General features: G+C 41.4%; 19 protein-coding genes. 16 read left to right on the top strand and 3 right to left on the bottom strand.

The window, feature by feature from the left end:
- Positions 1-266: 266 nt before the first annotated feature.
- A complete protein-coding gene (gene sspI / locus AOX59_RS06330) occupies positions 267-491 on the bottom strand; it encodes a small acid-soluble spore protein SspI (RefSeq protein ID WP_068443422.1) in 225 nt (74 codons plus the stop codon).
- Positions 492-592: 101 nt separating this feature from the next.
- Between sspI and AOX59_RS06325 the strand changes: the two genes are divergently transcribed.
- From AOX59_RS06325 to pheT, 3 genes are all read left to right on the top strand, one after another.
- Positions 593-1,333, top strand: coding sequence for a TrmH family RNA methyltransferase (locus AOX59_RS06325; RefSeq protein WP_068443420.1), 741 nt, complete (start codon positions 593-595; stop codon positions 1,331-1,333).
- 365 nt (positions 1,334-1,698) lie between these two features.
- The gene (pheS, locus tag AOX59_RS06320; protein ID WP_068443417.1) at positions 1,699-2,748 is read left to right on the top strand and encodes a phenylalanine--tRNA ligase subunit alpha; all 1,050 of its coding nucleotides are present in this window, start codon (positions 1,699-1,701) and stop codon (positions 2,746-2,748) included.
- Entirely contained in the window at positions 2,748-5,174 is a 2,427-nt protein-coding gene (gene pheT, locus AOX59_RS06315) for a phenylalanine--tRNA ligase subunit beta (RefSeq protein WP_068443414.1), read from the top strand. The genes pheS and pheT overlap by 1 nt, the downstream gene beginning before the upstream one ends.
- Before the next feature lie 35 nt (positions 5,175-5,209).
- On the opposite strand, the gene rnhC is transcribed toward pheT, so the two are convergent.
- Complete coding sequence (gene rnhC / locus AOX59_RS06310) at positions 5,210-6,139, bottom strand: ribonuclease HIII (protein WP_068443412.1); 930 nt, start codon at positions 6,137-6,139, stop codon at positions 5,210-5,212.
- A gap of 326 nt (positions 6,140-6,465) precedes the next feature.
- Here rnhC and zapA point away from each other — a divergent pair, with 326 nt between their 5' ends.
- From zapA to uvrC, 12 genes are all read left to right on the top strand, one after another.
- Complete coding sequence (zapA, locus tag AOX59_RS06305; protein ID WP_068443408.1) at positions 6,466-6,729, top strand: cell division protein ZapA; 264 nt, start codon at positions 6,466-6,468, stop codon at positions 6,727-6,729.
- Positions 6,730-6,732: 3 nt separating this feature from the next.
- Positions 6,733-7,284 (top strand): CvpA family protein, encoded by a 552-nt coding sequence (locus AOX59_RS06300; RefSeq protein ID WP_068443405.1) that lies wholly within the window; start codon positions 6,733-6,735, stop codon positions 7,282-7,284.
- Between the two features lie 129 nt (positions 7,285-7,413).
- On the top strand, positions 7,414-9,135 hold the full coding sequence (gene polX, locus AOX59_RS06295; RefSeq protein ID WP_068443402.1) for a DNA polymerase/3'-5' exonuclease PolX: 1,722 nt from the start codon (positions 7,414-7,416) through the stop codon (positions 9,133-9,135).
- A gap of 111 nt (positions 9,136-9,246) precedes the next feature.
- On the top strand, positions 9,247-11,589 hold the full coding sequence (locus AOX59_RS06290; protein WP_068443398.1) for an endonuclease MutS2: 2,343 nt from the start codon (positions 9,247-9,249) through the stop codon (positions 11,587-11,589).
- Positions 11,590-11,616: 27 nt separating this feature from the next.
- Complete coding sequence (locus AOX59_RS06285; RefSeq protein ID WP_068443395.1) at positions 11,617-12,030, top strand: DUF350 domain-containing protein; 414 nt, start codon at positions 11,617-11,619, stop codon at positions 12,028-12,030.
- Positions 12,031-12,291: 261 nt separating this feature from the next.
- Positions 12,292-13,980 (top strand): long-chain-fatty-acid--CoA ligase, encoded by a 1,689-nt coding sequence (locus tag AOX59_RS06280; RefSeq protein WP_068443392.1) that lies wholly within the window; start codon positions 12,292-12,294, stop codon positions 13,978-13,980.
- A 230-nt stretch (positions 13,981-14,210) separates the two neighbouring features.
- Complete coding sequence (locus AOX59_RS06275; RefSeq protein WP_068443387.1) at positions 14,211-14,798, top strand: fatty acid metabolism transcriptional regulator FadR; 588 nt, start codon at positions 14,211-14,213, stop codon at positions 14,796-14,798.
- Positions 14,799-14,815: 17 nt separating this feature from the next.
- Complete coding sequence (locus AOX59_RS06270; protein WP_068443385.1) at positions 14,816-15,589, top strand: enoyl-CoA hydratase; 774 nt, start codon at positions 14,816-14,818, stop codon at positions 15,587-15,589.
- Positions 15,590-15,661: 72 nt separating this feature from the next.
- Positions 15,662-16,435: an electron transfer flavoprotein subunit beta/FixA family protein gene (locus AOX59_RS06265; protein WP_068443382.1), complete on the top strand. Its 774-nt coding sequence runs from the start codon at positions 15,662-15,664 to the stop codon at positions 16,433-16,435.
- A 25-nt stretch (positions 16,436-16,460) separates the two neighbouring features.
- Positions 16,461-17,426: an electron transfer flavoprotein subunit alpha/FixB family protein gene (locus tag AOX59_RS06260; RefSeq protein WP_068443379.1), complete on the top strand. Its 966-nt coding sequence runs from the start codon at positions 16,461-16,463 to the stop codon at positions 17,424-17,426.
- A 146-nt stretch (positions 17,427-17,572) separates the two neighbouring features.
- Positions 17,573-17,890, top strand: coding sequence for a thioredoxin (gene trxA, locus AOX59_RS06255; RefSeq protein ID WP_068443376.1), 318 nt, complete (start codon positions 17,573-17,575; stop codon positions 17,888-17,890).
- 103 nt (positions 17,891-17,993) lie between these two features.
- Complete coding sequence (gene uvrC, locus AOX59_RS06250; RefSeq protein WP_068443373.1) at positions 17,994-19,787, top strand: excinuclease ABC subunit UvrC; 1,794 nt, start codon at positions 17,994-17,996, stop codon at positions 19,785-19,787.
- 73 nt (positions 19,788-19,860) lie between these two features.
- On the opposite strand, the gene AOX59_RS06245 is transcribed toward uvrC, so the two are convergent.
- The gene (locus tag AOX59_RS06245; RefSeq protein ID WP_068443371.1) at positions 19,861-20,298 is read right to left on the bottom strand and encodes a YslB family protein; all 438 of its coding nucleotides are present in this window, start codon (positions 20,296-20,298) and stop codon (positions 19,861-19,863) included.
- Positions 20,299-20,576: 278 nt separating this feature from the next.
- Between AOX59_RS06245 and AOX59_RS06240 the strand changes: the two genes are divergently transcribed.
- Positions 20,577-21,197, top strand: a complete 621-nt coding sequence (locus AOX59_RS06240) for a succinate dehydrogenase cytochrome b558 subunit (protein ID WP_068443367.1) — start codon at positions 20,577-20,579, stop codon at positions 21,195-21,197.
- Positions 21,198-21,280 lie beyond the last annotated feature (83 nt).

The raw sequence follows: 21,280 nt of genomic DNA, 5'->3' as shown, positions 1-21,280 counted from the left end.
CAATAATTTAATTATATACTATTCTATTCATCAATGGAACAGGCAGAAGGAAGATGTTTCATGTTTTATAATGATAGGCTGCTAGTTTCAGAACAAAAGAGTTTACCTTTATGATTTTCAATGTAAGAAATTATAAGAAAGACTGTTTTCTAAAAGGCAGTTGTTTTTGTCATAAACTCATCAACTGCGAGAATTAAAGAGCAATAAAATTTACGAAAAACCTTAAAAAGACAGACGCCTGAATGCATCTGTCTTTGGAATAGTCATTATGAGCCGGTATTTGCTTGCTGGACGCCTTGCTCCAATGATTTAATCATCTCTTGTTTGTCCTGGTCATCAGATTGTTCCCAAATCAATTCAAAAAGTACACCTAAACCCGGAAGCATTTTTTCTTCACCATCCTGAATGGCATCAACAATGGTTGCTTCCAGTTGCTTATGATCGTTTTCTGAAATATTGGATAAAATAGCTTTACGTAAGTTTAGATCCATGGAACCACCTCATCTAATTGATTAAACTAACGATAGTTTGACCGGTAAAGCAAAAAATATGTATGATGATATAAGAAAATCGCAAAGTGGGTTGAGCAAAAATGATAACATCACTGCAAAATGCAAAAGTTAAACAGTGGATGAAATTGCATAAACGCAAAGGACGCACCAAATACGGGGAATTTTTGGTTGAAGGGTTCCATTTAATTGAAGAAGCTTACCGAAGCGGCTGGAGAATAACTGAAATCATTTTAGAAGACGGCCTTGACACGCCTGAATGGTACAGCCAATTCCCGCTTATTACTGTAAACAAAAAAGTGATGCAGCAGGTCGCGTTGACCGAAACGCCACAAGGGGCAGCAGCAGTCGTGGAAATGAACGAGCTGCAGGAAAACGCTCAAGAGAAAGTGTTGTTAATTGATTCGATTCAAGATCCGGGAAATCTTGGCACCATGATCCGCACGGCAGATGCATCGGGATTTGATGCGGTTGTGCTTGGCAATGGCACCGTTGATATGTATAACGATAAAGTAATTCGGGCAACGCAAGGATCGTTATTTCATATACCGGTATTGCAGGCTGATTTATCTGAAAAAATACCTGAACTGCAGACAGACGATGGATTCACTGTACTTGCTTCCGCATTGGAGGATGCCCGTTTATTTACAGAAGTGAACGTGCCTGATAAAGTTGCATTAATTGTCGGTAATGAAGGATTAGGAATTAATGAGGATATTCTCAGGCTTGCGGATAAGTTGGTCAAAATTCCGATCTATGGTCAAGCTGAATCACTTAATGTCAGTGTAGCGGCAGGCATTTTGATGTATGCTTTTAGAAAATAGTTGCATGTTTTATTTAAATTATCTATAATAAAAGAAATTTGATTAAAACTGTTGTCATTTAAAAGCTTGGAAAGAGCCAGGCAGCAATACACTGTTCGGCAAAAGGGAAGAGGTGTCATGGACTGAAAACACTTCTGCTGATTCAATTGCTGCTGTTTCACTCTGGAGCTGGCACTTGGACCTTCATCGTAAGTAAAGGTGCATCGGATGGAATGATCCGTTATCAAAGCAAAGTTGGACACAATACAAGTGTCAACAAGGGTGGTACCGCGACCGTTCGTTATAGCCTCGTCCCTTATTGGGATGAAGGCTTTTTTTAATGTCTAATAATTTTTATTTTTAAAAGCATATGAGGAGGTATTTCAATGAAGGATCAATTGGAAACGATTCGAAAGGAAGCTCTTAGTAAAGTTGAAGAGGCAACCGATTTAAAAGAGCTTCAAGAGATAAAAGTAACGTATTTGGGCAAAAAAGGCTCACTGACAAGTGTTTTGCGCGGAATGGGAAAACTATCTAAAGAAGAGCGGCCTATGGTAGGTGAGATTGCCAATAAAGTGCGTGAAGCGATAACGACAGAAATTGATGCGAAGACAGAAGTCCTTGAGAAGGCTGTATTGGATGCGAAACTTGAAAACGAAGCACTCGATGTGACGTTGCCGGGCAGGCCTGTTGAGATTGGAGGTCCTCATTTATTAACGAGCATTATCGAGGAAATTGAGGATTTATTCATCGGTATGGGCTATGAAGTCAGGGAAGGACCTGAAGTGGAAACGGATTATTTCAATTTTGAGGCGATGAACATGCCTAAGGGACATACGGCACGCGATATGCAGGATACGTTTTACATTACAAACGAGCTGCTTCTCCGGACACACACTTCTCCCGTACAGGCAAGAACGATGCAGCAATATGGCGGAGAAAAGCCCGTCAAAATGATTTGCCCGGGGAAAGTTTACCGGCGCGATACGGATGATGCGACGCATTCGCACCAGTTCACACAAATTGAAGGACTTTATGTTGATAAAGATGTCCGTTTAAGTGATCTAAAAGGAACATTGGATAAATTTGCCAAAAGTATTTTCGGCAATGACCGGGAAATCCGTCTGCGCCCAAGCTTTTTCCCATTCACGGAACCATCTGTTGAAATGGATATTTCCTGCAAAGTCTGCAATGGATCCGGCTGCTCAGTTTGTAAGCATTCCGGATGGATTGAGATTCTTGGAGGCGGTATGGTTCATCCGAATGTTTTGGAGATGGCCGGATATGATTCAAAAGTCTACACAGGCTTTGCATTTGGAATGGGACCTGATCGAATTGCCATGCTGAAATATGGCATTGATGATATTCGTCATTTCTATACGAACGATAAACGTTTTCTCACACAGTTTCATCATGCACAAGGAGGGACACAGTAATGTTTGTATCATTGAATTGGCTGAGGAATTATGTTGATATCGAATCAATCAGTCCTGAGGAACTTTCGGAAAAAATTACCAAGACAGGAATCGAAGTGGATGGCATTGAATATGTCGCAGGAAAAAGCAGCCATGTTGTCGTCGGTTATGTTGAATCGTGTGAGCAACATCCAAATGCCGATAAATTGAAACTTTGCCAAGTTGACACAGGTGATGAACAGCTGCAGATCGTTTGCGGTGCCCCAAATGTTGCGCAAGGTCAGAAGGTCGCAGTCGCCAAACCAGGAGCTGTTTTGCCGGATAATTTCAAAATTAAAAAAGTGAAGCTCCGCGGAGTGGAATCAAATGGCATGATTTGCTCGCTTCAGGAATTGGGAATTGATGAAAAGTATGTACCAACAGACGTTGCTGAAGGGATTTTTGTATTTTCTGAGGATGAGCGTGTTGGCGAAAGTGTCGAGCGACTTCTCAATTTGGATGATGCGGTGTTCGAATTTGACCTGACACCAAATCGTGCAGATGCCTTGAGTATGCTTGGTGTAGCCTATGAAACTGCAGCCATCCTTGATGAGAAGGTAAAACTTCCGGATGAAGCAATACATCCTTCTGAAGAGAAAGCAGCGGATTATATCTCGGTCACAGCAGAAGACCCGGAATTGAATCCTTATTATGGCGCATTTATTGCTAAAAATGTTGAAATTAAGCAATCCCCACTGTGGATGCGGAATCATTTGATTGCAGCAGGCATCCGTCCGATCAATAATGTCGTTGATATCACTAACTATTGTTTATTGGAATATGGACAGCCGCTGCATGCGTTCGATTACGATCGTTTTGGCTCTGATAAAGTCGTAACGCGCCGTGCTCTGGACAATGAAAAAATCACAACACTTGATGGAGAGGAAAGAACGCTCACCAGTGAGAATCTTGTCATAACGAATGGCAAAGAACCCGTTGCGCTTGCCGGTGTAATGGGCGGTCAGAATACAGAAGTATACAGTGACACGTCTACGATTTTATTGGAGGCTGCATATTTCAACCCATCTGCCGTAAGAACCGCCGTTAAACAAACAGGTCTGCGCAGTGATTCAAGCACGCGATTTGAAAAAGGGGTTGACCCGAATCGTGTAGAACGTGCCGGCTTAAGAGCATGCCACTTATTTGAGAAATATGCAGGCGCAACGATTTTAGCTGGTCCTGTATCGTTTGATGAATTGGAACGGAGTAAAAAGACCGTAACTTTTGAAACGGCTGAAGTTAATAAACGGCTTGGTACAGCTATTTACTCTGAGGAAATCGGAACTATTTTAAATAAACTGCAATTTCCTTTTGAACAGGATGAAGAATCGTTTGTCGTTCATATACCAACCCGTCGTGGTGATATTACGATTTTTGAAGATATGGTCGAAGAGGTGGCCCGGATTTATGGTTATGACCACTTGCCATATACACTCCCGGAAGGATCGCCCCAAGCAGGTGGACTAACGGAAAGACAAAAGCTGAAACGTGAAGTTAAACAGTATTTGCAGAGTGCCGGATTAATGGAAACCATCACCTATTCACTAACAGATGAATCTGTTATTAATAAATTGATCGGCCCTGATCTTTACGACAAGTCAACGAATCCCATACAGCTTTCAATGCCGATGAGTGAAGATCATCAATACTTGCGTCTGAGCCTGCTGCCGGAGCTTCTGAAATCATTGGCACACAATCAGGCACGTTCACAGACAGATATTCATTATTTTGAAATCGGTAATGTTTTCATAACAGATGAATCCCAGCTATCTCAACAGCCTGAGGAAAATTTACGTTTATCAGGAGTTCTTTCAGGACTATGGCTGAATCACCCATGGCAGCAGGAAAAAAAGAAAGCTGACTTTTATTTGGTTAAAGGAATTGTTGAAGGGCTATTCGATTTTCTAAATATCCCGGCAGCGTTTGAACAAGCGAAACTGCCCGATATGCATCCGGGCCGCTGTGCTGCCATAACGATCGATGATCAAGTGATCGGATTTGTGGGGCAGGTGCATCCAAGCTTTGAAAAAACGATGGATATAAAAGAGACGTACGTTTTTGATTTAAATATGGAAGCTGTATTTGCTGCGTACACAAATGATACAGATTATCAGCCGATTCCAAAATACCCTTCAATTTCCAGGGACATCGCATTTATTGTCGATGAAAATGTCAATGCCGGAGAGATCAAGGACATGATTGAAGACACGGGTTCGCCTTTGGTGAAAAATGTGTATATTTTCGATGTTTATAAAGGGGAGAATTTGCCAGATGGCAAAAAATCAGTTGCATATAATTTACTGTATCAAGATCCGGATAAAACATTGAAAGATGAGGAAGTTGAAGAATCTTACCAGGAAATCGTCTCTAAAATAAATGAGATATTCAATGCATACGTAAGAACTTAGATAGAAAGAGCAGACATTATGTGTCTGCTCTATTATTATGTGCGATCCAGCGCCTTTTTCGTATTGGCAAAATGCGTTTTGGCATAAGAATCCAGCATTCCTTGCCCATGAGATTTAATTAGTCGGGATGCTGCCTGATCAACCTTGCCTGAAGCACCTTTAGGCAAAGTTAAACCTGCTTTTTGTGATAACTGTTCCATTTCTTTTAAGAAACTGGTTCTGGCAATAATGGATGCAGCTGCTACAGCAATTGAAGAGCTTTCTGCTTTTGTCATGAAATATGTCCTGTCATGCAATTGTTTATTTTCGGTCGCGATATGGCGCTTGAAGACAGCCGGCTCACAGAACTGGTCTATTAGGATGCCTTCAGTTTCGGCAAAATTTATTTTCTTCAGTACGTTGGTTATGGCATGGTGATGAAGCATGGCTTTCATTTTTCCCTGTGACCAGCCGCGCTTTTGCAGTTGATTGTATTTCTCATTCCGCAAAACCAGCAGGGAGTACGGAATCTCGAGTTTAAGAATGTCTTCTGCAATTAGACGGATGGAGGAGTCGGATAAATTCTTGGAATCCTTGACACCGAGCTCTTTGAGCAGTTCGATTTGTTCTTTCCTCACAAAGACAGCTGCGGTTGTAATTGGACCAAAGTAATCACCTGTTCCTGCTTCGTCTGATCCGATATGACTGTTTGCCGGCAGTGTATCAGGCGGTGTATACATGGTTTGTTTTGGCGCCTTTTTCTGTTTCACTTGCTCCTCTTCAGTTTTGTCGGTCCATTTCTCTGCTTCAGCTGCAGGGCTTTTCCCCTGAAACAAAACTTTACCTGATTTATAGGCGGTTATAACGGCATTGGATGTTTTGGCGCGAAAAAGTGCGCCCGCCGGAGTGGTTTGTAATTGACCGGCATAATATTGCTCCATTTGCTGAAGTAAATCTGCCGGAAAGACATATACGGTTTGTGGCATATTAATCCTCCAATTGATTTGCTATATTAGACGATAGCAAAATACCATAAATAATGGAACTAAAGTGAAACTACATTCAGCGGAATGGTTTTAACCGCTGAATGTTAGCTGAACCGAATCGGGCATTTAGGGTCAGTTAGCCGCTGTTCTTCGGCGGTTTACTGACCATTACATGCGGGGAAAAATCTTCGTTGGATGACAGAAGTACATATAATATCGATTTCCTGATTGTCAGTTTTTGTGTTAATATATAGTGGATTATTTTAAAGGAATGTATTACAAATGCGAAAGAATCGTTTATGAACATTCATAGGAGGGTGTCTTGTTTGGCGGAGGATGATAAGACACGGGTAACCGTTGAGATATACAATAAACATTATACAATAGTCGGTAAAGAAGATCCAAATGACGTCCGTCTGGTTGCCGGTCAAGTGGATCAGAAAATGCGTGAAATTCATAGTGCGAATCAGCAGCTGACACCGACAGAATTGGCCGTATTGACTGCTGTCAACACAATGAATGATTACATGAAACTTAAGAAAGACTACGCAGAATTGTTGGGGTCACAACATAAGAAAGAGGATAAATAGCACATGGTGGATTTTATTTTAATTGTATTATTAATTTTTGGTTTTTTCATCGGCTTAAAACGCGGTTTTATTTTACAGGCGTTCCATTTAATCGGGTTTATCGCCGCTTTCATTCTTGCTGCGCTATACTATGATGAATTGGCAGGAAGGCTTTCCTTATGGATTCCATACCCTGAATTGGACGATAGTAGCGCATGGGCCGATTTCTTGCAGGCACTGCCGCTTGAAGGTGCATTTTACAATGCAATATCGTTTGCTATTATCTTTTTTGCGGTTAAGATACTTTTGCAAATTATTGCTTCGATGCTTGACTTTGTGGCAGAATTGCCGATCTTGAATTCTCTGAACAAGATACTTGGCGGTGTTCTCGGATTTGTAGAAGTATACTTGTTGCTTTTTATTGTTTTGTATATATTGGCACTGACACCATTAGCTGAAATTCAATCGTGGATTAATGATTCATCGATAGCCTTGTTTATCGTTGAAAATACACCGTTTTTATCAGAGCAAATAAAGACTTTATGGTTTACCAGCGTGGATGAACTGCTAAATTAACAACTAAAATACGAAACAAAAGGCTGGTTCAAATAGTGGGCAGTACAGTTGTATGTTGTGTACAATGAGTGTAGCCCTATTTGGATTGGCTTTTTTTAAATACATAGAACCAATAAGAAGGTGAGCTAAATGCCGGTTAATAAAAAAGATGTTATCAAATTGCTTGAAAAAATCGCTATACGACTTGAGCTTCAAGGTGAAAACCCGTTTAAGATATCAGCTTATCGCAAAGCTGCACAAGCACTTGAAAGAGACGACCGTTCACTATCAGATATCGAGGATTTTACAAAAATGAAGGGAATCGGCAAAGGGACAGCTTCAGTTATATCAGAGTATATACAAAATGAGACATCTGAAACCCTTGCTCAGCTGGAAAAAGAAGTCCCTCAGGGGTTAGTGCCTCTGTTGGATTTACCTGGTCTTGGCGGTAAAAAACTGGCAAAGCTCTACCAGGAACTTGGTGTTACAGATGCCGATTCATTGAAAACAGCTTGCGAAAAAGGCGAGGTCGAGCAGCTTGAAGGGTTCGGAAAAAAGTCCGCTGAAAAAATCCTGCAAGCCCTGGAAGAAGCCAATCAGCGTCCGGAACGCCTGTCAATTGCCACGATGCTGCCGCTTGCTGAAGAAATTGAAGATTATTTGAGCACGCTACCGGACATTACGGACTATTCGCGGGCAGGAAGCCTGAGACGAATGCGCGAAACAATTAAAGATATTGATTTTATCATTGCAACTGATAATCCTGAAAAAGTGCGCGATAGACTGCTGAATTTGGAACGGATCAAAGAAGTAATTGCGCAGGGGGATACGAAGGTATCGGTAACATTGGAAGATATTTATGATATAAACGTAGACTTTCGCATCGTTGAACCGATTGAATTTGCTTCGACATTACATCATTTCACCGGTTCAAAGGATCACAATGTTGCGATGCGGCAGCTTGCTAAATCAAAAGGTGAAAAAATTAATGAATATGGCGTGGAAGTTGAAGAAACCGGAGAAGTTCTTACGTTTCACAGTGAAGCCGAATTCTTTAACCACTTTGATTTAAATTATATTCCGCCTGAAGTAAGGGAAAATACCGGTGAAGTAGAAGCTTATCAAGATTCTGTATCGTTAATTACACTGGGTGATATATGCGGTGACTTGCATATGCACACAACGTGGAGCGATGGTGCGCAATCTTTGGAAGAGATGGTCAATCAAGCCCGCTTAAAAAATTATGATTATATATCGATTACAGATCACTCAAAGTTCCTCAGAGTTGCAAACGGTTTAAATGAAACACGGCTCCGCAAGCAGCGGGAGACGATTGATAATTTAAATGATAAGTATGATGATATTCATATATTTGCCGGTGTCGAAATGGATATTCTGCCTGAGGGGACACTGGATTTCAATGATGATTTCTTAGCGGAAATGGACTTTGTTATTGGTGCGATTCATTCAAGTTTTAACCAGTCCCGGGAGAAAATAATGGCACGATTAAACGCAGCATTGGAAAACCCGTATGTTTCTTTAATTGCCCACCCAACAGGAAGACTTATAGGCCGGCGCCAGGGTTACAGGGCGGATGTTGAGCAGCTGATTGAACGGGCTAAAGAAACTGATACAGCACTGGAGATCAACGCAAACCCAAACAGGCTGGACTTATCCAGTGAATGGGCGAGAGCGGCACAGGAAGCCGGAGTTAAGATAGCTATCAATACGGATGCGCACGATTATTTCATGCTTAACCATATGACTTATGGTGTGGGGGCTGCCCGGAAAGGGTGGCTCAAAGCAGAAACTGTTATTAATACGTGGTCAAAAGAGAAACTTATTGCGTTTATGAATCGTACAAAAAGTTAGGTTTAACGTTTGGAAGGTCTTAAACCATTTATTTGAAGATGGTGATTAAAGTACCAATACGGATAGACTTACTGTCGCGATATGTTTAGCCATCTAAAGGAGAAAATCCACATGAATGAACGAATATTGCATAGGCTGGAATTCGGCAAAGTAATCGAACAACTAAATAACCAGACAGCTACATCAATTGGCAAAGAACGCTCCTCGCAATTAAAGCCTTCGACAGATATAGACGAAGTAAATGTAATGCAAGCTGAAACTGATGAGGCGAGTCAGATTTTACGGTTAAATCTGAATGTACCGCTGGGCGGAATATCCGATATACGGGCAAGTGTCAAACGAAGCGTCATCGGAGGCTCCTTGACAGCCGAGGAATGTCTTAACGTCGCCAATACACTTTATGGTGCCCGTCAGGCTAAAAGTTTCTTGCAGAAAACTGAAGAGGAATTGCCGATTTTAAAAGATTTGGCAGAGCGAATAGTGACGCTAAGGGATTTGGAGCGACAGATAAGCAGTTGTATCGATGACAGAGGAGAAATCATGGATAATGCTTCAGTGAAATTGCGCAGTATCCGTTCTTCAATTCGGACATTTGAAAGTAAAGTTCGCGATAAATTGGACAGTTATACAAAATCTCACACGAAAATGTTGTCGGATGCCATTATTACGATCCGAAACGACCGTTATGTTCTGCCGGTCAAACAAGAGCATCGCGGTACTATTGGCGGGATTGTACATGATCAGTCAACCTCGGGCGCAACATTGTTTATGGAACCAAAAGCGATTGTCGATTTGAACAATCAGCTGCAGGAAGCTAAAGTTAAAGAAAAACAGGAGATTGAAAGGATTCTTCAAGAATTAAGTGCACAAATAGCCGCTGATGAAGCGATTCTTTCAGAAGATGTTTCAATCCTTGCTAAAATTGATTTCATTGTTGCCAGGGCAAAGCTGGGAAGACAGATGAAGGCTGCTATGCCGGTGATGAATGATAACGGTATTATAGATGTCAAACAAGCCCGGCACCCGCTAATCCATGCAGAAGAAGTCATCCCGAATGACGTTGCCCTCGGCGATGATTACACTTCTATTGTGATTACCGGTCCGAATACTGGTGGTAAAACGGTAACATTAAAGATGATTGGGCTGTTCACCTTGATGGCACAATCAGGTTTGCAGATTCCGGCTGCAGACGGCTGTGAAATGGCTGTTTTCGATAACGTTTTTGCAGATATTGGTGATGAGCAATCAATTGAACAGAGTTTGAGCACTTTTTCATCACATATGACAAATATTGTTTCGATTCTTCGTCAGGTCAATCATAAATCCTTAGTACTATTTGATGAACTAGGGGCAGGCACTGACCCACAGGAAGGGGCTGCACTGGCCATGTCGATTCTGGATGATGTTGTCTTGCGGGGTGCCCGTGTTGTAGCAACCACTCACTATCCGGAATTAAAGGCTTATGGCTATAATCGTGATAATGTCGTTAATGCTTCAGTCGAATTTGATGTCGAAACATTAAAACCAACATACCGATTATTAATCGGCGTGCCAGGTCGCAGCAATGCCTTTGATATCGCTAAACGACTTGGGCTGGATAAATCCGTCATAGACCATGCCAAGAATCAGATTGGTGTGAATTCAGAAAGTGTAGAAAACATGATTGCTTCACTCGATGAATCCCGCCGTCAAGCAGAAGCTGATTATGACGAGGCACACGGGGTATTGCAGGAAAGTGAAAAACTGTATGATGACCTGACGAAAGCCTGGCAGCAGTTTGAAAAGAAGCAGGATGATTTATATCAAAAAGCAGAAGAAAAAGCAGAAAAGGCATTGCAAAAAGCACGTGATGAAGCTGAAAGAATTGTGGATGATATACGCAATATGAAAACTGATGCACAGCTAAAAGAACATGAATGGATTGACGCACGCAAAAAACTTGAGAAAGCACAGCCGGATCTGAGCGCTAAAGCTTCTGACAAATCAAAATCAACAACGGCCGGTGACCGGGAGTTGCAGCCGGGTGATGAGATTAAGCTTTTATCGGCAAACCAGCGTGGAACGGTGCTGGAAAAATCCGGAGAAAAAGAGTATTTAGTGCAGGTCGGTATTATGAAAGTTAAAGTGAAGCGTGACGAGATAGAGCATGTCAAAGCCAAAAGCCAAAACATTGAAAAGCCGCTTGCAACTGTTAAAGGTTCCAGCTATCATGTCAAAACTGAACTTGATTTGCGCGGTGAGCGGTTTGAAGATGCATTGACCCAGCTTGAAAAGTATATTGATGACGCTCTGCTTGCCGGCTACCCCAAAGTCTTCATCATTCACGGAAAAGGGACAGGTGCGCTTCGAAAAGGTGTAAAAGAATTTGCTAAAAATCATCCGCGTATTGGAGCTGACAGATCCGGTGCTGAAGGTGAAGGCGGAAGCGGCGTCACTGTTTTAGAATTAAAGTAGCTGTTTTTAAAAAAGGGGTTTATAGAAATGACGACTTTTTGGGAGAATATCTTGGTTGAAACTGCTGCGAGGTATAGTGTTGTCATTCTTTGTACGATTGTATTTCTGGCAGTTTTTGAATTGGTGACCTCCTACCGCAACTGGCAGGAAATTAAAAATGGAAATCTAGCGGTAGCTATGGCCACCGGCGGAAAAATATTCGGTCTGGCCATTATCTTCCGCTCTTCCATTGATCATAATGATTCATTGTTTGAGACAATCGGCTGGGGAGCATTTGGCTTCGTATTGTTATTGCTTGGTTATATTATCTTTGAATTTTTGACACCTTCGATTAATATCGATGATGAAATTGGAAAAGGCAACAAAGCGGTCGGTCTAATATCACTGCTTATATCTGTCGGATTGGCGTTTGTAATTGGCGCAAGTATTGGGGGAGATTAAATTGTTATTGGAACGGCTGGCAAAAATCATGTTTGTTGTTGCTGTTATATTTTTGATCGTCGGCGTTTTTTATTTTATTTAAGCCGATTTATGTATATATGATTTGCTCATGAAGAGGCTAAAGCTTTGTCTGAAGGCTTTTAAGCAGGCAAAGCTTTAATAAATACAAATGAATTCATAAAAAATAGTCTATAAGATTTCAAAAAATAAACATTTTTCGATATAATGAGAGTGTGCAATTTAAAAAAGGAGGAAACGAGAATGCCGGAAGAAAAGAATTGGTATGCAAAATATCCGGATGAAATTCCGACAACAATTGTGTACGATGAAAAGCCGCTCGATTATTTTTTGGCAGCAACAGCTAAAAAATTCCCAAAAAAGAAAGCGCTTCATTTTATGGGCAAAGAAATGACGTTTGAAGAAGTTTATACCGAAGCCAAAAAATTGGCAGGTTATTTTCAGTCCCTTGGGCTTAAAAAAGGTGACAGAGTTGCCGTTATGCTGCCAAATTCTCCTCAAGCCGTCATCAGTTACTACGGGGCTTTGATGGCTGGTGCGATTGTTGTTCAGACAAACCCGCTATACAAAGAAAGAGAACTTGAATATCAGCTGAATGATTCAGGTGCAGCATTTATTGTGTGTTTGGATGTTTTATTGCCCCGCGTAACAAACGTCCGGGGGAAGACGCCATTGAAACATACTGTTGTCACCGGCATTAAAGATTATTTGCCATTTCCCAAAAACAAACTATACCCGTTTATTCAGAAAAAACAGTACAACATGGTTGTTCAAGTGGAGCAATCGGAGGACATACACCTATTTGAATCAATTATCGAGAAAAGTGATGGAGCATATACACCAGTGGAAATTGATCCCGAAAATGATTTAGCTTTATTACAATATACAGGCGGTACAACCGGTCATCCAAAAGGTGTCATGCTGACGCACTACAACTTAGTGGCAAATGTGCAGATGTGCCAGCGATGGCTCTATAAAATAAAGCCCGGTGAAAAGATTTTGGGGGTATTGCCATTTTTTCACGTCTATGGCATGACGACAGTTATGAATATGTCGATTATGTATGGATTTGAAATGATTTTAATGCCAAAATTTGATGCTGAAGATGTCCTGAAAACGATCCAGAAACAAAAACCGACGATGTTTCCAGGCGCACCAACAATTTATATCGGTCTGTTAAATCATCCAAATTTGAATAAATACGATCTGTCATCAATCGAAGCGTGTATCAGCGGATCGGCTCCATTGCCTTTGGAAGTGCAGGACCAGTTTGAAAAAATCACAGGCGGCAATCTTGTGGAAGGATATGGTTTAACCGAAACGTCACCGGTTACGCATGCAAACTTCATATGGGGCAAGCGTATTAACGGCAGTATAGGTGTACCATGGCCTGATACAGATGCTAAGGTGGTTATGGAAGACGGAAAAGAAGCGCTAATCGGTGAAGTTGGCGAAATTGCTGTCAAGGGACCACAAGTCATGAAGGGCTATTGGAACAATCAGGATGAAACCGACAACGTTTTGAAAGAGGGGTGGCTGTTCACTGGAGATATGGGTTATATGGATAAAGACGGCTATTTTTATATTGTGGATCGTAAAAAGAACATGATTATTGCCGGAGGGTATAATATTTATCCGAGGGAAGTCGAAGAAGTGTTGTATGAACACGAAGCAGTTCAGGAAACAGTCGTAGCCGGCATTCCCGATCCATATCGTGGTGAAACGGTTAAAGCGTACGTTGTGCTGAAACCAGGCTATGAGGTAGACGAAAAAGAATTAAATGCATTTTGCCGTGAAAACCTGGCAGCATTTAAAGCTCCCCGGATTTATGAATTCCGTGACGAACTGCCTAAAACAGCAGTTGGGAAAATCCTGCGCCGGCAACTGGCAGATGAGGAAAAAGAAAAAGCAGCTGAAAGCAAGTCTGTTTAATACCATAATAGAACAGGCTCTATATTGACATAGAATGACTGGGTATGTACAATGAAACATGAATGATTATTCATTCATTTACCCGGCTTATAATGGTCTGTAAACCGCCGAAAAACGGAGGCTAACAGACTTTAAATGCCCGATTCTGCTCAACTAACAATCAGTGGAATAAAATCAATTTAGCTGATTGGTTTCGCTTTAGTGGTATCGTGCTTGCTAAGGAGATTGTCATGAAAAAAAACAAACCAAAGTACAACCAAATTATTGAGGCGGCCGTTGAGGTAATTGCAGAAAACGGCTATCATGCTTCACAAGTATCAAAAATCGCCAGAAAAGCCGGTGTGGCTGATGGGACGATTTATCTTTATTTCAGAAATAAAGAGGACATCCTGGTATCGGTCTTTGAAGAGAAAATGGGTCAATTCATTGAAAAAATTGCACGCGGTATCAGTGAAAAGAACAATGCTGACGAAAAATTATTGACATTAATCGAAATGCATTTTCGCCAGCTTGCTGACGATCATCACCTGGCAATTGTTACACAGCTGGAATTACGGCAATCCAATAAAGATCTCAGGTTAAAAATTAATCACATATTAAAACCCTATCTTGCCGTAATAGATGATATAATCAAAGAGGGGACCCGGGAAAAGATTTTTCGTGATAATATGAATGTTCAATTAATCAGACAAATGATTTTTGGAACGCTTGATGAAATCGTTACCAATTGGGTTATGAAAGAAGAAAAATATGATCTCCTCGAGCAATCTTCGGATGTACACGAATTTATTATGTCGGGCCTTTCCGCAAAAAAATAAGCAAAGGGGGATTAAATTTGGGAACGCTGGATTACGAAGTGAAAGATCATGTTGCTGTGCTTACGATTCAAAGTCCGCCGGCAAATGCCCTATCAACAGCTTTATTGAATGATCTGGCTGAGAACTTGGACAAAGTTGAAAACGATAACAATGTGAAAGCTGTTGTTCTAAATGGTGAAGGAAAATTCTTTTCAGCCGGGGCGGATATCAAGGAATTTACATCCCTGCAAGAGGCGTCAGACTTCAAAGCACTGGCTGAAAGAGGACAGAAACTATTTGACCGCATTGAACACTTCCCAATACCTGTTATTGCGGCTATTCATGGTGCTGCCCTTGGTGGCGGACTTGAACTTGCAATGGCATGCCATATGCGTGTGGTTACAGAAAATGCAAAACTTGGCCTTCCGGAAGCAACGCTGGGAATTATCCCCGGGTTTGCCGGAACACAGCGTCTGCCGCATTTCGTCGGTACGGCAAAAGCGTATGAGATGATTTTGACAGGGCAGCCGATCAGCGGGGAAGAGGCTGAAAAAGCCGGACTGGCAAATCAGGTTGTGCAAGAAGGGGATGCTTTTGACACGGCGTTTAAACTTGCCGGGGCAATCGCTTCAAAAAGTAAGTTGACGATTAATGCGGTGATGGATTTGGTTCCATATGCTAAAGCAGATCAATTTGCTAAAGGCGTTGAGAAAGAAGGAGAAAAATTTTCCGGTATTTTTGGTTCAGAAGATGCCAAAGAAGGTATACAGGCGTTTATAGACAAACGCAAACCGAATTTCCGGGATCAATAGTAAATATAGCTTCAAAAAGGATAAACAGGTTGCCATCCTTTTTGAGCAGCACATAAAAGGAGGATCACATAAATGAACATATACGTATTGCTGAAAAGAACATTCGATACTGAAGAGAAAATCATTGTATCTGATGGGCGAATTGAAGATGAAAGTGCTGAATACATCATTAACCCATATGATGAATATGCCGTAGAAGAAGCGATTAAACAACGGGATGAACACGGCGGTGAAGTAACCATTGTAACGGTCGGTGATGAAGAAGCTGAAAAGCAGCTGCGAACCGGACTTGCAATGGGAGCAGATAAAGCTGTTTTAATCAACACTGAAGATGATTTGGAACACGGCGATCAGTATTCGACAGCCAAGATTTTGCAAGCTTATTTTGAAGATAAAGAAGCTGATCTCATTCTGGGCGGCAACGTCGCAATCGATGAAGCAAGCGGACAAGTCGGACCAAGACTTGCAGAAGCTTTGGACATCAATTATGTGACAACGATAACTGCTCTTGAGATTGATGGTGAAACAGCTAATATTGATAAAGACGTTGAAGGCGATGTCGAAAAAATCGAAACGAGTCTTCCGGTGCTTGCAACGTGTCAGCAAGGCCTGAATGAACCAAGATATCCATCACTGCCGGGGATTATGAAAGCAAAGAAAAAACCGCTGGAAGAACTGGAATTGGATGATCTGGATCTTGATGAAGATGATGTTGAAGCAAAAACAGAAACGGTTGAAATATTCCTGCCTCCTGAAAAAGAAGCAGGACGTGTTCTGGAAGGCGAGATTGATGATCAGGTGAAAGAATTGATCACCCTGCTTAAAGATGACGCAAAAGTACTTTAAACATAACGGAGAGGAGAGGGAAAATATGAAACTACTTGTTATAGGGGAAGCAAGAGATGGTGAATTGCGCAATGTTACGTTTGAAGCAGTTGCAGCTGCCAAAAGAATAGATTCTGATGCGGAGATTGTCGGTGTCCTGTGCGGCAGTAATGACCTGAGTGAAGCAGGACAGGAAGTCATCTATCATGGCGCAGATCGTGTCGTAACGGTAACGCATGATAATCTAAAAGCTTATACTTCTGAAGGTTATTCCCAAGCGGTTATGGCAGTTATTGAGGATGAATCACCGGATGGAATTGTTATGGGTCATACGGCAATCGGCAAAGATTTAACACCGAAACTTGCTGCAAAACTTGAAACCGGTTTAATTTCAGATACCACTGATATTGAAAATGACGGTGATAAAGCTGTGTTTATCCGACCGATCTATTCCGGAAAGGCGTTTGAGAAAAAGGTGATTACCAGCGGATTAACATTCGTAACGATCCGTCCGAATAACATCCCGGCGTTGGAACGTGATGATTCACTGTCCGGTGAAGTGACAGCTAAGGAAGTTGATATAAAAGATATTAAAACAGTTATCAAAGATGTGATCCGGAAAGCATCAGAAGGCGTTGACTTATCCGAGGCGAACGTCATTATCGCCGGCGGACGCGGTGTGAAAAGCGCAGAAGGCTTTGAACCGTTGCATGAACTTGCCGATGTCCTGGGAGGTGCAGTCGGGGCTTCACGCGGTGCATGTGATGCAGAGTATTGTGACTACTCCCTGCAGATTGGTCAGACCGGGAAAGTCGTAACACCGGATCTGTATATCGCTGTCGGGATTTCCGGAGCGATCCAACATTTAGCCGGTATGTCAAACTCGAAAGTCATTGTTGCTATTAACAAGGATCCGGAAGCTAACATCTTCAATGTCGCGGACTATGGTATTGTTGGGGATGTTTTTGAGGTCATTCCAAAATTGACGGATGAATTGAAACAGACAGTCTAATTAGTACTGAGGCCTGACGCGTTTTCCAGTCAGGTCTTTTAACCTGAGAGGGCGCGCTACCTGCGAGTATAAGCAAAGTATTCGCGAGGAATTACTAACGATGATATACTTTAAACCATAGTTTAGTGATTGAGGAGGGAATAATAATGGCAATTGAACATGTTACGGATCAAAATTTCGGTCAGGAAACAGCTGATGGTTTAGTGTTGGCTGATTTCTGGGCACCATGGTGCGGACCTTGCAAAATGATTGCTCCCGTACTGGAAGAAATAGATGGTGAAATGGAAGATAAAGTACAAATTGTTAAACTTGATGTCGATGAAAATCAAGAGACAGCAGGAAAATATGGTGTTATGAGCATACCGACACTTCTGCTTTTCAAAGATGGTAAAGTCGTTGATCAAGTTGTTGGTTTTCAGCCGAAAGAAGCATTAGTTGAGTTAATCAATAAACATGCCTCTTAAGGCAGATAATCATTATGCAGAAAGTTGACTCAATCCCTTGTCGCGATATGTGACAGGGGATTCTGTATAATCAGGCACCATTTTACAGGGGAGAAGTTCAAAGATGAACCAGCAACTAAGTGAAAAACTGGCTGTTTTACCTGCACAGCCTGGTTGTTATCTGATGAAAGACAAAAATGGGACAGTTATTTATGTAGGAAAATCGAAAAAACTGCGAAATAGAGTCCGTTCTTATTTCACAGGTGCAAATGACCAAAAGACCCAACGACTTGTCAGGGAGATTCAGGATTTTGAATATATTGTGACCTCATCAGAAATGGAAGCATTGATTCTGGAGATGAATTTGGTTAAAAAATATGATCCCAGATACAATGTTCGTCTAAAAGATGATAAATCATACCCATATTTAAAAATCACTTCTGAGCGGCATCCGCGGCTGCTTATTACAAGGAATTTAAAAAAAGACAAAGGGAAGTATTTCGGACCTTATACAAATGTCCTGGCTGCAAGGGAGGCCAAGAAGCTGCTTGACCGTTTATACCCATTGCGAAAATGCAACAACCCGCCCGGGCGCCCATGCATCTATTATCATATGGGTCAGTGCCTGGCTTGCAGTGAAAAACCTGTATCAGAAGAGACTTATAAAAAAATCACTCAAAATATAACGTCATTTTTACAGGGCGGGCATAAAGAAATTAAAAAAGACTTAGTCGCCCAAATGCATGAAGCAAGTGACGAATTGAATTTTGAACGGGCCAAGGAACTACGCGACCTCATCCAGCATCTTGAAGCTGTCATGGAACGACAGAAAATGACGTTAAATGATCAGGTTGACCGCGATATATTCGGTTACAGTTATGATAAAGGCTGGATGTGCATTCAAGTATTCTTTGTCAGACAGGGGAAATTAATCGAACGGGATGTATCAACCTTTCCGTTTTTTGATGATCCTGATGATACGTTCATCAGTTTTATCGGAAGGTTTTATTTGCATCAGCGTCATTTGAAGCCAAAACAGCTGCTTGTACCGATTGGGACGGATACAGATTTATTAAGTGAATTACTTGAGATTAATGTTCATACGCCATTCCGCGGCGGAAAAAAGGAACTTGTTGAATTGGCTGTGAAAAATGCAGCGATAGCACTTAATGAAAAATTCACCTTGATTGAACGTGATGAAGCGAGAACTATACAAGCAGTGGAAAAGCTGGGTGATGCATTGAATATTGAAACCCCGCACCGTATTGAGGCGTTCGATAATTCCAATATTCAAGGAACGGACCCTGTCTCGGCTATGGTTGTTTTTACAGATGGCAGGGCGGATAAAAAGGGATACCGCAAATATAAAATTAGAAATGTAGATGGCCCCGATGATTACGATACAATGAGGGAAGTTATACGCCGGCGTTATACGAGACTATTGAAGGAAGAGCAGCCGCTTCCGGATTTAATTATCGTTGACGGCGGCAAAGGACAGATGAGTGCAGCGCTTGAAGTCCTGGAGAATGAGTTAGGGCTGGATATACCCTTATGCGGTCTGGCTAAAGACGATAAGCATAAAACAAGCGAACTTGTTTATGGCGAGCCTCCCGGCGTTATTTCATTGTCCAGAAAATCGCAAGCCTTTTATCTTGTTCAGCGAATTCAGGACGAAGTTCACCGATTTGCAATCTCATTTCACCGCCAATTGCGCGGGAAAAATTTATTCAACTCTGAACTGGATAAAATCCCGGGAGTCGGCGAGAAGCGCAGACGCTTGCTGCTGACGCATTTCAAATCTGTGAATGAAATTAAAAATACGTCTATTGATAATATTACTAAACTGGGTGTTCCACAGGACGTTGCGCAAAATATCCTTGAACATTTAAATGATGGAGAAGGGAGCGAAACAACCTGATTTGTTTTGCTCCTGTTATATATATAATATTAAAGAAATGAAAACGTTATGTTGTGCACTTTAAGCCGAATGATTAATCGGTAAAAATAACAGTGAATTCGATTTGATGAATTTTTTTATGCAGTTCTTCCCGGCACTCACATGGACGGTCTTTAACCCGCTCGATTGCTTCTGCCAAAAAACCGGACTCGAGGCGAAATTCAGTATTCAATGGGGCTTTCAGGCGGTATACGACTGAGTCAGCCATTAATTGAAAGACTAGTTCTGTTTTTTTCTCTTTAAATAGTTCTAATTGGCCCCAGCCCAACTTTTCGAATGCATAAACAATATCGGATATCGATTCAATTTCAAGCTTTCTGGCGATGTTCTTCCCCATGAAATAGAGAAGCGTGTTGGACTCAGCCCCGAATATATCAGGTAACCCGATATAGCGGAGCATATCATATCCCGCTCCGGATGTATGGAGCTCATCCAGTAATGTTACTGGCAGGGAGTCGTGATTTTTAGACATTGAAGTCATCCTTTCCGAACTGATGCATGTTAAATAAATTAATCCAAAAAATATTTAATATCATTATCTATGCAACAGCGTCAAAGTGCAAGAAGGCTCAGCAAATTTTTTTCATTTTAACAAAAGGTCCTGTTCCTTTTCTTGACGCTTCTCATAGTAAGCATTACAATAAATATGTCATAAATTGTACATTTTTTGGACAGTAAATTAATTAGGGGTATATTGTCGAAAGATGTACCTTCTGCAAATTTAACATTTCAACTGAGGGGGGTAAACACATGGCAGAACATCGAGAGTTTTTTTACAAAAGACTCCATTCCCTGTTAGGCGTAATTCCAATTGGGATTTTCCTTATACAGCATCTTGTTGTAAACCATTTTGCTGTATACGGCGAGGAAAGTTTTAATCAGGCGGCGGGATTTATGCACGAATTGCCGTTCCGATTATTACTTGAAATCCTGGTTATTTATCTGCCGATCCTATTCCATGCAATTTTAGGAATTTATATTGTCCTGACCGGTACGGGCAACACAACACGATATGGTTATTTCCGTAACTGGATGTATCTATTGCAGCGGATTACCGGGATTATCACATTTGTATTTATTGCATGGCACGTATGGGAAACGCGTGTTCAAATTGGTCTTGGAAATGCAGACCTCGATTATAATCTGATGGAAAACATTCTTTCCAATCCGTTTATGTTCTGGTTTTATATTCTTGGTGTTATTTCAACCACTTTCCATTTTGCAAATGGACTATGGAGCTTCTTGGTTTCATGGGGCTTTACACAATCACCAAAATCCCAGAAGGTTGCTACATACGCTACACTGATTGTATTTTTGGGTCTTAGTTACGTCGGTGTTAGAGCATTAATTCAATTTGCGTACGGAGTATAATAATGTGTGTTCAAAACAGAGAACAAGGAGTGAGTAATCCAAATGAGTAATCGTAAAGTTATTGTTGTTGGAGGCGGATTGGC

It is taken from the genome of Lentibacillus amyloliquefaciens (genome assembly GCF_001307805.1).
Lineage (GTDB): Bacteria > Bacillota > Bacilli > Bacillales > Amphibacillaceae > Lentibacillus > Lentibacillus amyloliquefaciens.
The sequence above is the reverse complement of the archived record's forward strand: the minus strand, read 5'-3'. Positions and strand labels throughout refer to the sequence as shown.

Excerpts from the sequence above, each read along its gene's own strand:
- sspI (WP_068443422.1), bottom strand. The coding sequence starts at position 491 with ATGGATCTAAACTTACGTAAAGCTATTTTATCCAATATTTCAGAAAAC.
- AOX59_RS06325 (WP_068443420.1), top strand. The coding sequence starts at position 593 with ATGATAACATCACTGCAAAATGCAAAAGTTAAACAGTGGATGAAATTG.
- pheS (WP_068443417.1), top strand. The coding sequence starts at position 1,699 with ATGAAGGATCAATTGGAAACGATTCGAAAGGAAGCTCTTAGTAAAGTT.
- pheT (WP_068443414.1), top strand. The coding sequence starts at position 2,748 with ATGTTTGTATCATTGAATTGGCTGAGGAATTATGTTGATATCGAATCA.
- rnhC (WP_068443412.1), bottom strand. The coding sequence starts at position 6,139 with ATGCCACAAACCGTATATGTCTTTCCGGCAGATTTACTTCAGCAAATG.
- AOX59_RS06300 (WP_068443405.1), top strand. The coding sequence starts at position 6,733 with ATGGTGGATTTTATTTTAATTGTATTATTAATTTTTGGTTTTTTCATC.
- polX (WP_068443402.1), top strand. The coding sequence starts at position 7,414 with ATGCCGGTTAATAAAAAAGATGTTATCAAATTGCTTGAAAAAATCGCT.
- AOX59_RS06290 (WP_068443398.1), top strand. The coding sequence starts at position 9,247 with ATGAATGAACGAATATTGCATAGGCTGGAATTCGGCAAAGTAATCGAA.
- AOX59_RS06285 (WP_068443395.1), top strand. The coding sequence starts at position 11,617 with ATGACGACTTTTTGGGAGAATATCTTGGTTGAAACTGCTGCGAGGTAT.
- AOX59_RS06280 (WP_068443392.1), top strand. The coding sequence starts at position 12,292 with ATGCCGGAAGAAAAGAATTGGTATGCAAAATATCCGGATGAAATTCCG.
- AOX59_RS06275 (WP_068443387.1), top strand. The coding sequence starts at position 14,211 with ATGAAAAAAAACAAACCAAAGTACAACCAAATTATTGAGGCGGCCGTT.
- AOX59_RS06265 (WP_068443382.1), top strand. The coding sequence starts at position 15,662 with ATGAACATATACGTATTGCTGAAAAGAACATTCGATACTGAAGAGAAA.
- AOX59_RS06260 (WP_068443379.1), top strand. The coding sequence starts at position 16,461 with ATGAAACTACTTGTTATAGGGGAAGCAAGAGATGGTGAATTGCGCAAT.
- trxA (WP_068443376.1), top strand. The coding sequence starts at position 17,573 with ATGGCAATTGAACATGTTACGGATCAAAATTTCGGTCAGGAAACAGCT.
- uvrC (WP_068443373.1), top strand. The coding sequence starts at position 17,994 with ATGAACCAGCAACTAAGTGAAAAACTGGCTGTTTTACCTGCACAGCCT.
- AOX59_RS06245 (WP_068443371.1), bottom strand. The coding sequence starts at position 20,298 with ATGTCTAAAAATCACGACTCCCTGCCAGTAACATTACTGGATGAGCTC.
- AOX59_RS06240 (WP_068443367.1), top strand. The coding sequence starts at position 20,577 with ATGGCAGAACATCGAGAGTTTTTTTACAAAAGACTCCATTCCCTGTTA.